We start from the raw sequence: 13,529 nt of genomic DNA, 5'->3' as shown, positions 1-13,529 counted from the left end.
AACTTATTGTCCAATAAGTTGATATTCAAATGACTGAAAAATCACTAAACAAATGTTAAGATTTTTTCTTGAAAAGAGGGACCGTACTACAAGGTTCGCCAAAGAATAAACTCTTTACCAAAGGCTGAAGTTTTTGTGCAATTTGTACATATGTATCTGTCGGTACTGATTCTTTCGAACAACCCTTAATCACGACTCTCGCACCTTGTAGGTCTTCAGTAGATAATTCATCTATACTTTGTTTGAACAACGTTTTTTCTAAATCCTCCAATGTCCCAAAAACAATAGTTTTAGCAAATGGACTTAGGTGTATGCTGATCAGCATAAATGCCCAAGTAGGTATTATGGCATCATTACTGCAACCAACTGCGACATGTTTATCTTGATAACTAGCCCAATCATGTTCAGCCAGGTAATTCCGAAAGTCCTTTTCTTTCAAAACTAGTTCCATGAATAGCTGGGGCTTAATGTCCAAAAAGATTCGTTCACCTGGAATACGCATTTCTTCCAAGTCCAATTGAATTAAACCACTTTGTTTTACTCGATTGACGATTTCTTCTTCCATTACAATGCTTTGTTTTTAGGCTGAGTTCCCATGAATTCCTTTAGATAATCAGGTTCTAGGCTAACCAAATCTTGGAAGTTTTTGTTCAAATATTCTTGATATGCCAAATTCCCCATGAATTGAGCCTCTGGATACATTGGTTCATTAATGAATTGAATATCAGGATGCTGGCAAGTACTTTGCCATTTTTGAGCTCCATTCCCAAAAGCCAGCAAGGATTTCCCCGATAATTCAACAAAAGAGTTTTCATCTAATATGACAGCTTTTGAGGCTTGAACCTCCTGCAAATCCTCTAATTCATAGCAAGCGGCATACACTTCCATTCTTCTTGCATCTAGCATAGGAAGTAATCGAACTGAGGAATGATTTGTTTGGATCTGACGAAAACCTTGTGCTAATATTTTTAAAGTAGGTAGTGCTATTAATGGAATGTCCAATCCGAAACATAAGCCTTTCGCTGTGGCTAAGCCAATTCTTAAACCCGTATATGATCCTGGTCCCATAGAAACAGCTATGGCAGCTATATGGGAAAAGTTCAATCCATTTTCTTCCAAAAGTGAATCAATTAAAACGGTTACTTGCTTGGAATGGCCTCCTTCTTCTACAATTAATTTTTGTGCTATTAAGTCACCATTTTGATGTATCGCTACAGAGCAAGTCGGAGTAGACGTTTCTATACTAAGAATCAAATTCATGTTATTTTCCTGCCAAAATCGATTGAAAACGAGTATTCTGATCAAATAATTTTAAAGCTTCACGAATGGAAGGGTCCTTGGAGAACGACCATTCATTCATCCCTTTCTGAAGGTAATAATGTTGGACAATCTCTTGTTCCAATAGGGTAAGGATATCTGATTGGTAGGCCGATAACTCACGGTCTAAATTGGAAGCCCATTCTTTTCTGAAATTTTGAAGTGCCGGTTCCATGCTCGCATAGGATTTATCCTTTTTGGCTAATTCGCTAATCACATGAAATTGCTTCTCAATTTGACTTTCAAATTTGAAATTTTGTTTTTTCAACCAAGTACTAAAGGCTTGGAATTCTGTTGGATTTAAACTGAAATCTTTAGCAGCAGAAATATTTGGATGCGTACTTCTATAATAACAAGCATATAAGAAAATCATATGCTGTTTTTGTAAGGCATTGGTAAAGGGAGATGTACTAATTTTTTCTACTGTGATATCAGGAGTAATTCCTCCGCCATCGACCACCTTACGGTGATTCTTGGTGTAAAATGTTTTGCTATTTGAATCTTTTAATGCTACTGCACTTCCATCTGGATTTCGATGTTGATAGTCGATTGCTTGGATACAACGACCGCTAGGGATGTAATATTTCGCCGTGGTTATCTTCATTTTGGTTCTGAAAGGTAAATCACGAGTTACTTGTACCAGGCCTTTTCCAAAACTTTTTTGACCAATTAATACGGCGCGGTCATAATCTTGCATGACTCCAGCTACAATTTCGGAAGCAGAAGCAGAATGATTATTGATCAAAATGATTAGGGGCAATTCTGGCTCTGTGCTTGGATTTAAGGCATTGTATGTTTTGTTCCATTCTTCCACTTTCCCTCGAGTAGAAACTACTTCCGAGTCTTTTGGTAGGAATAAATTACAAATATCCACTGCCTGAGTTAAAAGTCCACCTGGGTTTTCTCTCAAGTCCAAAATTAACTTTTTCATGCCCGCTTGCTTCAAGTTTTGCAAGGCATTTTTTAATTCTTTGGCTGCCGAAGCATTAAAATCTTCTAGTAAAATATATCCGACCCCTGGTTGAATAATACCAGAATATACCACATTTTTGATTTGTACCGTTTCGCGATTGATACTAATTTCTTGTGGAGTCGTTTGCCCATTTTTGAGCACTTTGACTACAATTTTAGTGCCTGCTTGTCCGCGTAACAGTTTGGAAGGATCAGCTTCTGGTTTATCAGAAAGTGCAATACCATTGACGGAGATGATTTGATCACCTATGCCCAAGCCTGCTTTTAAGGCTGGACTATTTTCTTCGATGAATGAAATCCGAAAAGTTTGATTTATTTCTGCAAGAATGATACCAATACCTTGGTATTTTCCTGTCGTCATGGTTAAAAAATCTTCTAGTTCATCTTCAGGATAGAAGACAGTGTAGGGGTCAAAGCTTTTTAATAGGGCGTCTATTGAAGTCTTTACTGCTTGATTTGGGTTCACCTCGTCCACATAAAACTTATTCAATTCCTTGAAAACAGAGGCATAAATATCTAGATTTTTAGCAATTTCAAAGAAACGATCTCCGGGGGAGCTAAATGCTAAGACGCATACGATACTGATTCCAGAAAGGGAGGCGATGAGCCAATGTTTGATGGACTTAGGAGATTTCTGTGGCATCTTTTTTGGTATTGCTAAATTCTTGCAAGACTTGCTGCATTTTTTTATTGATCCGATCAAAAGGCTCAATTGTAGAAGCAATATAAACAAAAGCCAGAAAATCTGGTAATTTCTCTTTCCCTTCTCCTAGGTGAAAGGATTTGTTCAAGCGATAAGCTTCGCGGATTCTTCTTTTGATGAGGTTCCTGTCCACCGCTTTTTTGAACTTGCGCTTAGGGACGGAAATAAGAATTTGTGGGAATGCTAATGGCTGAGGGCCAAATTGATATAAAACTCGAAAAGGATAGACAAACCGTTGTGCTACGATTTGACTATCCTTTTGGAATAGTGAATCTATGATTTTGACTTGCGTAAGTCGCTCGGATTTTTGAAAAGTAAACTTCACGGCATGAAACTTGTTGTACAACTAAGCTAACCTGAAATCTTCTTTCCTAAGATCTAAGGCTTATTTTCCTCTCTTCTCGTCAGAAACTGAAAGTTTGTGACGACCTTTAGCGCGACGTGCTGTTAACACACGACGACCATTAGCTGTAGACATACGCTCACGGAATCCGTGCTTATTTTTTCTTTTTTTAACCGAAGGTTGAAAAGTTCTTTTCATTTCTTTAACATTTAAATATTCGAAACTGATTCGAATTGGGTTTGCAAAGGTACAAAAAAAATATTTTTAACAAAGCATTCGGTTTAAAAAAATCGAAAGAGTTTTTGATGTGACTATTTATTTCACAGTAGACCTTTCTATTCCGATTAAATAGGTTCCCCAGAATTGAATAATTCCCAATTTCTTCCGACAATCTCTATCTTTGTGAAATCTATGAATTTACCCAAGGTTTCCATCATTACTGTTTGTTATCAATCTGCCGCTACACTCCGACAAACCATCGAAAGTGTATTGGCTCAAGATTATCCTAATCTAGAATATTGGGTTATTGACGGAGGTTCTAAAGATGACAGTTTATCCATATTAAAGGATTACGAAGGCAAAATTCACTACATCTCGGAAAAAGATCAAGGAATTTATGATGCCATGAATAAAGGCTTGGCACGGGTGACGGGAGAAATTATCGGGATGATTGGAGCAGATGATTTTTATCCTGCAAACGATGTCATTTCCTCCGTAGTTACTTGTTTTCAAGAAAAAGGTACAGATACCGTATATGGCGATATTCAATTTGTTGATCCAATCAGCGGAGCATTAGTTCGGTTTTGGTCGGCCGGGGAATACCAGCGCGACAATTGGTTGTGGGGTTGGATGCCTCCGCACTTGTCTTTTTATGCCAAAAAATCTGTTTATGATGAAATTGGTCCTTTTCGGACAGACTTCACTTGTGCTGGGGACTATGATTGGATGTTGAGAGCTTTATATAAAGCCAAAAAAACTGCCGCATATTTACCCAAAACCCTCATGACCATGCGTAATGGAGGCACAAGCACCGCCTCTTGGAAGCATCGTTTGGTAGCCAATCGGGAAGATCGACAAGCCTGGAAAGATAATGGACTTCAACCATATTTTTTTACTTTATTCCTAAAGCCCGTTCGGAAGATTTTTCAATTGTTTAATTCAGAGAAAAAAGCAGTGAGTAAATTATAAATGGTAAATGATGAATTATAAATGATTTATAATTTTTAGCATGAAAAATACACCCATTCACCATTTATAATTAAAAAAGGTCTCCGTATTGCTACAGAGACCTTTTTCATTTGGAACTAGAAATCATTAAACTTTGATTTCTACATCAACTCCTGATGGTAATTCCAATTTCATCAACGCGTCCACAGTCTTAGCTGAAGAAGAGAAAATGTCAATTAAACGCTTGTAAGTGCATAATTGAAATTGCTCACGTGCTTTTTTGTTCACGTGTGGTGAACGTAAAACAGTGAATTTCTCAATCTTAGTAGGAAGTGGGATAGGGCCAGAAACAACTGCTCCTGTAGCTTTAACCGCCTTAACGATTTTTTCAGCTGACTTGTCAACCAATGAATGGTCGAAAGATTTCAACTTGATGCGAATTTTTTGATTCATGTTGTTTGGTTCATTAAGTGAATAGAGAGCGAAAGAACCATTTACTCCGTTCCCCATAATATTCCCTGCAAAGGTAAGTCAAATTTTTAAACTAGCAAAGAGGTGCTAAGTGATTAGTTATCAGTTATTAGTGGTTAAGATGTCTTGGGTTGGAATTATTTGATTGAATAAATCCTCCTTGCCCTAATCACTAATCCCTAAAAACTAATTGAACTTCTGCCTATTTATCGCCTTTTCCTTAGCCTGCGCAAAAGCGACAGTATATGATTGGAATAATTCAGGATCTAATTTTTTTAAACGAGCCATAGCTTCTTCTGCATAGCTTATTTCACCTTGTTGAAAAGCCTCTTGTATGTACATAGGATAAAATTCAGCCAATTCCTCATTCCATTGAACCGCAGCTAAACTGGCTTGATAGGCTTCCTGGTGTTTTTTAGCTTGATGTAATAAAGGGAGTGCTTGTTGTAGTATGCCAACACTAAAAGGATAGGATTGAATAGCTGCGCTAGCCTGTTCAAAGTTTTCTATCTTAACCTTGGCTTTTATCTCCAATAATGCCTGTTTCCAATGTTGTAATATAAGACGGTATTCTATTGCCTTACTTTCATTTTCCTTTTGAACTAGCAAATCCAACTTATTTAATGCTCGTAAAGGTTGTTGGTGATAATAATCTTGCCAAGCATCCAAGAAAGTTATTTCTGGAAATTTTTGAAGCCAATTGGGATCTTTAATCCATTCTTGGATGGGGTAGAGGTCCAACTGCCCTTTGAAATACAGGCTACTATTGTAAAGCAAGGCAAAATCTCGCACATCCACTTGAACAGCAAATGCTTCTTGATTGAATTCGCGAGGTAAAGCTTGTTTATTTTTCCAAAGCTTAGCTAGTAAATTGCTCTTAACGGCATGGTCTGAACTTGTGGACCAGCCGTCTATTTCATCTTTATGAACAAGTTGACTTCCATGATGCACATCAAAATACAATAAATTAGCCTCATTCATCGGAGATTTAGGCGCAAGTTCTTTAGCCATAACTGCATAGTAAGCCGCTGAATCAATCTGTTTTAATTGTTCATAGGCCCGACTTAATTGGGTGGCAATAGGAGCACTTTCAGGAAACAATTGTTGTGCTTTCTTGAGTGTAAATAAAGATTCAAACCATTGGTTTTCATTGCCATAAATGTTGGCAAGAGCCACAAAGGTTTTCTCTAGCGGATATTTGATCTGACTAGTTTGTAAATAATAAGCTTGTTTTTCTACATCTCCAGCAGCCTGTGATATTCTGGCCAAACTCAAATTGCTTTTTTGATTTAACTTACTGTGAATCATGGCATTCTTGTAAGCCATTTCTTCCAGCATTCGATCTCCTCCAAAATGCTCCACATCTCCTTGTTCATTGTAATATGCAGCCACAATTTGGTGCCAAGCTGTACCTTGTCGAGCGAAAACCCAGGAAACACACACGATAAATAACCCAATTTGAATTAAAAATAAAGGAATGAAATGTGCTTTATGAATAACCTTATAGATAGCTAAATTTTGCTGAATGGGCTCTTTGAAATTTGTCCAAAGAAAAACAGGAAACAGTAAGCACATGGCTATATGTGTCATGATGCCCCAGCTTTCCAAGGCTCTTATCCCAACTTCATTGTTATTCCATAAAAAGGGGATTAAAATGGAATGACTTAAGAGAAAAAGGGCAGCGTATAATTTTTGTTGGGATTTTTCTTCCAAACGAAGACTTCGAGCCATCCCTAATGCAAAACTAATTTCTAATAGAATAAATGTGGGCACATATAGAGTTGAGGTCCAAAATCCCCATAAATTCCCCATGCTTAAGATTAGATTGATCAAATAAAACAGCATGAAACCCATGTATTTCTTCTGGCTGGAGACTTTGTCTGAGCTATGTGAAATTTCTAAGAGAAATGAAGGTATAGCAGAACTGCTTAAGATACTTAGCAAGGCAATTGCCATACTAGCTATCATGACCCATGGACTATGTAAAAAGCTGAACCATTCCATGGCGCTTAGGTCTACATTTCTCCAAAATATTATACCGCACCAAATCAGAATTCCTAAAAAGATTTGCTTCCAGGAGATTTTTGCCCAGGACTGAACAAACTGCCCCAGGAGAGCTAAGCCAATTATGCCTAAAATAGCTCCTAATAAGATGGGCCAAAATTCTGGGCTTATGGATTGAACATAGTAATGTTGGCGTACTAAAAATATAGAAGACTGTAAGTTGGTATTTGATTCAGGAAATAATGAGACACTTTGGGGGATTAATTCACTAATTTCTTTCCAAGCTAAACCCTCTTTTCCGCCCCAAACGTATATTCCTAGGCAAAAGATGCTCAGTAGGGAGGAAAATAGAAACCAGATGGCAGGTATTTGATCAATTCGCTGTTTCATGCAGGAGAAAAAAATAGGCAATGGCTATATAACGTAAATTTCTACATAAACTTTAATTCATTCAAAGAAAAGGGCGGATATCGACAAAAAATAGCAAAAAAATACAAACTTCAGTTTTGCTAATTGGAATTTACCGACTAATTTTGCAATCCGAATGTCAATAGCATTCGATTCAATAACAATTCTTAGTTTTTAAGCTAACAAATTTATTTTTCAAATGGCAAACGCAGTTAATAAAGGAAAAGTAGCTCAGGTAATTGGCCCAGTAGTCGATGTAAGCTTCGAAGGTGAAGGCTCTCACTTACCAGCTATCCTAAATGCACTTTCTGTTACCAAAACCAATGGACAGGAACTTATCTTAGAAGTTCAACAACACTTAGGAGAAGATCGAGTAAGAACCATTGCGATGGAAGGTACTGAAGGACTTCAACGTGGACAAGAGGTAATTGACAAAGGAACACCGATGACAATGCCAACTGGCGATGGAATTAAAGGCCGTTTGTTTAATGTAGTAGGAGAGGCGATCGATGGTATTACACAGCCAAAATCAGCTGGAGGATTACCAATTCACCGTTCTGCTCCAAAATTTGATGAGTTAGCAACAACTACAGAGGTTTTATTTACAGGTATCAAGGTAATCGACTTATTAGCTCCTTATGTAAAAGGAGGTAAAATCGGTTTGTTTGGTGGTGCCGGTGTAGGTAAAACGGTATTGATCATGGAGTTGATCAACAACATTGCAAAGGCATACGAAGGTTTGTCTGTATTCGCAGGTGTTGGAGAGCGTACTCGTGAAGGAAATGACTTATTACGTGAGATGATTGAATCTGGCGTTATTAAATATGGTGAAGAGTTTAAGCATGCTATGGAAGCTGGTGAGTGGGATTTGACGAAAGTTGATGAAAACGAATTAGTAAAATCACAAGCTACTCTAGTGTTTGGTCAAATGAACGAACCTCCAGGAGCGCGTGCTCGTGTAGCTTTGTCTGGTTTGACGGTTGCGGAACACTTCCGTGATGGAGATGGCGAAGGTCAAGGTCGTGATATCTTATTCTTTATTGACAACATCTTCCGTTTTACTCAAGCAGGTTCTGAGGTATCAGCTTTATTAGGTCGTATGCCATCTGCGGTAGGTTACCAACCTACTTTGGCAACTGAGATGGGTGCTATGCAAGAGCGTATTACATCAACTAAGCGTGGATCAATTACTTCCGTACAAGCGGTTTACGTACCTGCGGATGACTTAACTGACCCAGCTCCAGCAACAACATTTGCTCACTTAGATGCTACCACTGTACTTTCTCGTAAAATTGCTGAATTAGGTATTTATCCAGCAGTGGATCCATTGGATTCCTCTTCTCGTATTTTATCCGCAGAAGTTTTAGGAGAATCACATTACAATACAGCGCAACGTGTAAAAGAAATTTTACAACGTTACAAAGAGTTACAAGATATCATTGCAATCCTTGGATTGGATGAATTATCCGAAGAAGATAAATTAGTTGTATCTCGTGCTCGTCGTGTTCAACGTTTCTTGTCTCAACCATTTTTTGTGGCTGAACAATTTACAGGCTTAAAAGGCGTTTTGGTAGACATCAACGATACCATCAAAGGTTTTAATGCCATTATCGACGGTACTTACGATCACTTGCCAGAGGCAGCGTTCAACTTAGTAGGTAGCATTGAAGATGCCATAGAAAAAGGTGAAAGATTGTTGGCAGAAGCTGCTAAATAAATAATAGATATGTTTGTAGAAATTATTACACCCGACCGTAAAGTGTTTTCCGCAGAAGCTTCTGTGGTGACTTTACCTGGCGTTAATGGTTCCTTCCAAATTTTGAATGATCACGCAGCTTTAGTAAGTACTTTGAAAAAAGGATTACTAACTGCCGACAAAGAATCATTTGAAATTGAGGGTGGAGTTGTGGAAGTATTAAATAATAAAGTGCTTATCCTTGCAGAAGGCGTTAATTAATTCCATGAAAAACTTAGCCATTGTTTTGTTTGCTGTAGTCCTTTTAAGCAGTTGTTCGCAACAAGCTTATTTGACGGGCTCTTTGATGACTTTAATCAAAGAAAACCAACTTCCCTTAGAGAAGATTCAGTTTTATAATGACAATGCCCTTTTTCTAGAAAGAGAATTAAATGCTTCTGATGCTAATGTTAAATCAGGTAAGATTATTTTAATCAATGGTAAGTCAATCAATCGCGTAACCTTAGAACAGCAGACACCTGGTATTTTAGTGAAGCAAGCCAATGATCAATTGTTAATTTCCTTTGAAGCCGGTGCTGGTGAAGAAAAAAGTTTGCACTTCGGTCCAGTTGTAGGTGAAAGAGGGGAGTATTATTATCAATTGGTGGATGATGCAGGTAGCCCGACCTTTTCTCGATTGAATTACGATGGAAATAAATACTTACTTTATAACAAAAAGAAAGTTCGTTTGATGATTATGAAATCTTCATTCTCTGGTTTGAAGGTGAATAGCAAAAGAATGCGCGGTAATCGTGTGAGATAATCAGAAATATTTAGGAATTTTGAAAATAGGATGCTTGCATCCTATTTTTTTTTGTTTCATTTTTACATAATGGTATGCAAGCATACTAAATTAATTCCTTGATCATGAAAGCAGAAAGTACCTTTGATTTCCAAATTAAGTCAGCTTGGTATGCCATAAGTAGGATGTATAACACCTATGCCGCTCAATTTGACATGTCCATGGCTATAGGATACGTTTTGCTACATATAGATAAAGACGGAACTCCAGCTACCAAAATAGCACCTGCCTTAGGTCTAGAAGCCCGTAGTTTGACGCGTATGCTGAAAACATTGGAAGATAAAAAATGGATACGCCGAGAGACTAATTATGCCGATAAGCGCGTTGTTAAGATATTCTTAACTGAATTGGGAAAGAAAAAAAGAGACGTAGCGAAACAAGGCGTTATTTTATTTAACGAAAAGTTATTTGAACGAATAGGAGCCGAGCAATCACAGGAATTTTTTAAAGTGATACAATCAATTAATCAGTTTTTAGAAGAAGATGCAACGGAAATTCTTCAGACATTGAATCAGAAATCATAATTACACTCATCAACAAACAACATTACATTCATCAACATTTTAAATTAAATACCATGGCTACTAACAAAACAATGAAAGGGGGAGAGTTTTTAATTCGCCCTCTCTTGCCCGAGGAATTATTCATTCCAGAGGAGTTTTCAGAGGAGCAAAAAATGATAGGTCAAACTTGTATTGACTTTATTAAAACAGAGATTCAACCTCGTTTGGAAGAAATGGACGGGGCCAAAGATACTACTGTCATGGTAGACATGATGGATAAGGCGGGAAGTTTAGGCCTATTAGGAACCTCTGTGCCAGAGGAGTATGGTGGATTTGGTATGGATTTCAATACCTCTATGCTAGTTGCAGAGGCCTGTGGTTCAGGACATTCATTTGCTGTGGCATTATCAGCTCATACAGGAATCGGTACATTACCTATATTATATTACGGTACTGAAGAACAAAAACAACATTATTTACCCAAGCTGGCTTCCGGTGAATGGAAGGCTGCCTATTGTTTGACTGAACCAGATTCAGGTTCTGATGCTAACGCGGCTAAATCAAAAGCAGTTTTATCAGAAGATGGAAAACATTATTTGATTACAGGTCAAAAAATGTGGATTACCAATGGTGGTTTCGCCGATGTCTTTATTGTTTTTGCGAAAATAGCAGACGATAAAAACTTAACAGCCTTCATTGTAGAGAAAAGTTTTGGTGGCATAACCATGAATGAAGAGGAACGGAAAATGGGAATTAAGGGAAGTTCTACCCGTCAAATCTTTTTTAATGATTGTCCAGTTCCAATAGAAAACTTATTATTCAAACGTGAGGGCGGTTTTAAAATAGCAGTCAATATTCTGAACATTGGGCGAATAAAATTAGCAGCGGCAGTTATTGGAGCAGGAAAACGAGTAATTGACCAGGCGGTTCAATATGCCAATGATCGTAAACAATTTGGTCAGTCCTTACATCAGTTTGGAGCAATTAAATATAAGATTGCTGAAATGATTGTTAAAAATTATGCCAGTGAATCTGCCTGTTACCGCGTTGGACAAAACATTGATGATACGATAGCTGAGTTGAAAGCAGCTGGAATGAATGATTCTGAAGCTAAATTAAAAGGAGTAGAGCAGTTTGCAATAGAGTGTGCCTTATTGAAAGTGCATGGTTCAGAAACATTAGATTATTCAGTAGACGAAGGAGTTCAAATTTATGGAGGAATGGGATTTTCTGCAGAAGCACCCATGGATCGCGCCTATCGCGACTCAAGAATCAACCGTATTTTTGAAGGAACCAATGAGATCAATCGTTTATTGGCAGTAGGAACTGTGATCAAGCGCGCTATGAAAGGTGAGCTGGATATCATGACAGCCGCGATGGCCGTGGGTAAGGAAATATTAGGCGTACCAGATTTTTCAACATCAGTCCCAGAGGGAGTTTTTGGAAAAGAATATAAGGTGATAGCCAACTTAAAAAAGGCTTTACTCATGTCGGCAGGTGGGGCTCTTCAAAAGTATACCACTGAAATTGAACAGGAGCAGGAAATCTTGATGTCTTTAGCAGATATGATGATTGAAATCTATGTGGCTGAGTCCGTTTTAGTACGAGTGGATAAATTAATTCAACAATCTGGAGAGGCAGCCAATGAAATCGCCAAAGAATGTGCCTTGGTATATTTACATGAGGCAGTAGATAAAATCCATCACCATGGCAAAGAAGTAATTACTGGTTTTGCTAGCGGAGATGAGTTAAACGTTATGTTAATGGGATTGAAGCGCTTTACAAAAATAGATCCTAAAAACTTGAAAGAAGCTCGACGTAAAATTGCGGAGGCCGCTATTCTTAAAATGGGCTATATTTTTTAAAAAAAAATGCGAATAAGGACAAGAATTAGCGATTTCATTCATACTTTTGTGGCAATTATATTTTAAACATTGAGTCATTAACCCCCAAACCGAATCATCATTATGAAAAAATTACTTTTAGTAATCGCTCTGATGCCGTTTTTCTTTTCTTGTGCGAGCAAAAAGAAAATTGCTGATTTGCAGTCACGTTTAACAGAACTACAAGCTAGTAGTGACCAATCGCTTGCTAAATCAAGAGCTGATCTTGCTGATTGTCAATCTTTAACAGCTAGTTTACAAGCTGAAATTAAGAAGAGAGATGGTGAATTAGAAGCTAGAACTGCTTCTTTGAAGAACTTGCAAGAGCAATTGGATTACATGAAGAGAACGAATACCAATTTATTAGATCGTTTGTCTGATTTGTCAGTTATCAATAAATCAGGTGCTGAAAGTATCCGTAAGTCATTGGATGCATTGAATGAGCAAGGAAAGTACATCAAGGATTTGAACTCAACTATCCAACGTAAAGATTCTATTAATTTGTCATTGGTGATGAACTTGAAGCGTTCTTTGGCTGATGTAAATGATGAAGATGTAACTGTTGAAGTGAAAAAAGGAGTTGTTTATATCTCAATCTCTGATAAGTTAATGTTTGCTTCTGGAAGTTCAGTGATTAATTCTAAAGCTGAGGCTGTGTTAGCTAAAGTTGCTAAAGTAATTAATGATCACAAAGACTTGGATATCTTAGTTGAAGGCCATACAGACAGTGTGCCTATTTCAACAGATTGTATCAAGGATAATTGGGATTTAAGTGCTAAGCGCGCTACTTCAGTAGTTCGTTTATTGCAAACTAAATTCTCTGTAGATCCAGAGCGTATGACAGCAGGTGGACGTGGTGAGTTTGAGCCACAAGCTGAAAATAAGAGCAAGGATGGACGTAAGATGAATCGTCGTACTGAAATCATCGTAACGCCTAAATTGGATCAATTCTTTAATTTGTTAGCTCCTCCATCTGGAAAGTAATCAAATAAGCCATAATAGAAAAGGGCCTCAATTGAACTGCACCCAAAAAGTTAGACAACTTTTTGGGTGTTTTTATGTCAAGAAAAGTCAAGTATTCCTACAAGTTTAATCTTTCGTGCGTGAAAGCCGTTGTTGAGCTTCATCAGCCTATTTTATATGTTCGTGGAAAGTATAATGTCCCTAAAACATTATTGACCCGCTGGCTTACTGTCTATCGTCAAGTTGGTTTGATTGGTT

General features: G+C 37.6%; 14 protein-coding genes. 7 read left to right on the top strand and 7 right to left on the bottom strand.

The window, feature by feature from the left end:
- Positions 1-55: 55 nt before the first annotated feature.
- From G9H60_RS10985 to rpmH, 5 genes are read right to left on the bottom strand one after another with little or no spacing between them, the layout of a single operon-like run.
- Positions 56-565 (bottom strand): DUF2480 family protein, encoded by a 510-nt coding sequence (locus G9H60_RS10985; protein ID WP_223144106.1) that lies wholly within the window; start codon positions 563-565, stop codon positions 56-58.
- Positions 565-1,260, bottom strand: a complete 696-nt coding sequence (tsaB, locus tag G9H60_RS10980) for a tRNA (adenosine(37)-N6)-threonylcarbamoyltransferase complex dimerization subunit type 1 TsaB (protein WP_223144105.1) — start codon at positions 1,258-1,260, stop codon at positions 565-567. Before tsaB ends, G9H60_RS10985 begins: the two co-directional genes overlap by 1 nt.
- A gap of 1 nt (position 1,261) precedes the next feature.
- Positions 1,262-2,932, bottom strand: coding sequence for a S41 family peptidase (locus G9H60_RS10975; protein WP_223144104.1), 1,671 nt, complete (start codon positions 2,930-2,932; stop codon positions 1,262-1,264).
- Entirely contained in the window at positions 2,913-3,317 is a 405-nt protein-coding gene (gene rnpA, locus G9H60_RS10970; protein WP_223144103.1) for a ribonuclease P protein component, read from the bottom strand. Before rnpA ends, G9H60_RS10975 begins: the two co-directional genes overlap by 20 nt.
- 60 nt (positions 3,318-3,377) lie before the next feature.
- On the bottom strand, positions 3,378-3,533 hold the full coding sequence (rpmH, locus tag G9H60_RS10965) for a 50S ribosomal protein L34 (RefSeq protein WP_109324196.1): 156 nt from the start codon (positions 3,531-3,533) through the stop codon (positions 3,378-3,380).
- Positions 3,534-3,746: 213 nt separating this feature from the next.
- Between rpmH and G9H60_RS10960 the strand changes: the two genes are divergently transcribed.
- Positions 3,747-4,523, top strand: a complete 777-nt coding sequence (locus G9H60_RS10960) for a glycosyltransferase family 2 protein (protein WP_223144102.1) — start codon at positions 3,747-3,749, stop codon at positions 4,521-4,523.
- Between the two features lie 126 nt (positions 4,524-4,649).
- Here the strand turns inward: G9H60_RS10960 and rpsJ are convergent, their stop codons facing one another.
- Both rpsJ and G9H60_RS10950 read right to left on the bottom strand, forming a co-directional pair.
- The gene (gene rpsJ, locus G9H60_RS10955; protein ID WP_130895342.1) at positions 4,650-4,955 is read right to left on the bottom strand and encodes a 30S ribosomal protein S10; all 306 of its coding nucleotides are present in this window, start codon (positions 4,953-4,955) and stop codon (positions 4,650-4,652) included.
- A gap of 204 nt (positions 4,956-5,159) precedes the next feature.
- Positions 5,160-7,367, bottom strand: coding sequence for a tetratricopeptide repeat protein (locus tag G9H60_RS10950; protein WP_223144101.1), 2,208 nt, complete (start codon positions 7,365-7,367; stop codon positions 5,160-5,162).
- 217 nt (positions 7,368-7,584) lie between these two features.
- Here G9H60_RS10950 and atpD point away from each other — a divergent pair, with 217 nt between their 5' ends.
- From atpD to G9H60_RS10920, 6 genes are all read left to right on the top strand, one after another.
- Positions 7,585-9,102, top strand: a complete 1,518-nt coding sequence (atpD, locus tag G9H60_RS10945) for a F0F1 ATP synthase subunit beta (RefSeq protein ID WP_166373869.1) — start codon at positions 7,585-7,587, stop codon at positions 9,100-9,102.
- A gap of 9 nt (positions 9,103-9,111) precedes the next feature.
- Positions 9,112-9,342 carry a F0F1 ATP synthase subunit epsilon gene (locus G9H60_RS10940; RefSeq protein WP_109324192.1) on the top strand — a complete coding sequence of 77 codons (231 nt, stop codon included), beginning with the start codon at positions 9,112-9,114 and terminating at the stop codon, positions 9,340-9,342.
- Positions 9,343-9,346: 4 nt separating this feature from the next.
- The gene (locus G9H60_RS10935) at positions 9,347-9,883 is read left to right on the top strand and encodes a hypothetical protein (RefSeq protein ID WP_223144100.1); all 537 of its coding nucleotides are present in this window, start codon (positions 9,347-9,349) and stop codon (positions 9,881-9,883) included.
- 104 nt (positions 9,884-9,987) lie between these two features.
- Positions 9,988-10,446 carry a MarR family winged helix-turn-helix transcriptional regulator gene (locus G9H60_RS10930; protein WP_223144099.1) on the top strand — a complete coding sequence of 153 codons (459 nt, stop codon included), beginning with the start codon at positions 9,988-9,990 and terminating at the stop codon, positions 10,444-10,446.
- A gap of 53 nt (positions 10,447-10,499) precedes the next feature.
- Entirely contained in the window at positions 10,500-12,290 is a 1,791-nt protein-coding gene (locus G9H60_RS10925; protein ID WP_223144098.1) for an acyl-CoA dehydrogenase family protein, read from the top strand.
- A gap of 102 nt (positions 12,291-12,392) precedes the next feature.
- On the top strand, positions 12,393-13,292 hold the full coding sequence (locus G9H60_RS10920) for an OmpA family protein (RefSeq protein ID WP_223144097.1): 900 nt from the start codon (positions 12,393-12,395) through the stop codon (positions 13,290-13,292).
- The last annotated feature ends 237 nt before the right edge of the window (positions 13,293-13,529 follow it).

Source organism: Aquirufa aurantiipilula (assembly GCF_019923745.1).
In the GTDB taxonomy this organism is placed as follows: domain Bacteria; phylum Bacteroidota; class Bacteroidia; order Cytophagales; family Spirosomataceae; genus Aquirufa; species Aquirufa aurantiipilula.
The sequence above is the reverse complement of the archived record's forward strand: the minus strand, read 5'-3'. Positions and strand labels throughout refer to the sequence as shown.

Excerpts from the sequence above, each read along its gene's own strand:
- G9H60_RS10985 (WP_223144106.1), bottom strand. The coding sequence starts at position 565 with ATGGAAGAAGAAATCGTCAATCGAGTAAAACAAAGTGGTTTAATTCAA.
- tsaB (WP_223144105.1), bottom strand. The coding sequence starts at position 1,260 with ATGAATTTGATTCTTAGTATAGAAACGTCTACTCCGACTTGCTCTGTA.
- G9H60_RS10975 (WP_223144104.1), bottom strand. The coding sequence starts at position 2,932 with ATGCCACAGAAATCTCCTAAGTCCATCAAACATTGGCTCATCGCCTCC.
- rpmH (WP_109324196.1), bottom strand. The coding sequence starts at position 3,533 with ATGAAAAGAACTTTTCAACCTTCGGTTAAAAAAAGAAAAAATAAGCAC.
- G9H60_RS10960 (WP_223144102.1), top strand. The coding sequence starts at position 3,747 with ATGAATTTACCCAAGGTTTCCATCATTACTGTTTGTTATCAATCTGCC.
- rpsJ (WP_130895342.1), bottom strand. The coding sequence starts at position 4,955 with ATGAATCAAAAAATTCGCATCAAGTTGAAATCTTTCGACCATTCATTG.
- G9H60_RS10950 (WP_223144101.1), bottom strand. The coding sequence starts at position 7,367 with ATGAAACAGCGAATTGATCAAATACCTGCCATCTGGTTTCTATTTTCC.
- atpD (WP_166373869.1), top strand. The coding sequence starts at position 7,585 with ATGGCAAACGCAGTTAATAAAGGAAAAGTAGCTCAGGTAATTGGCCCA.
- G9H60_RS10940 (WP_109324192.1), top strand. The coding sequence starts at position 9,112 with ATGTTTGTAGAAATTATTACACCCGACCGTAAAGTGTTTTCCGCAGAA.
- G9H60_RS10935 (WP_223144100.1), top strand. The coding sequence starts at position 9,347 with ATGAAAAACTTAGCCATTGTTTTGTTTGCTGTAGTCCTTTTAAGCAGT.
- G9H60_RS10930 (WP_223144099.1), top strand. The coding sequence starts at position 9,988 with ATGAAAGCAGAAAGTACCTTTGATTTCCAAATTAAGTCAGCTTGGTAT.
- G9H60_RS10925 (WP_223144098.1), top strand. The coding sequence starts at position 10,500 with ATGGCTACTAACAAAACAATGAAAGGGGGAGAGTTTTTAATTCGCCCT.
- G9H60_RS10920 (WP_223144097.1), top strand. The coding sequence starts at position 12,393 with ATGAAAAAATTACTTTTAGTAATCGCTCTGATGCCGTTTTTCTTTTCT.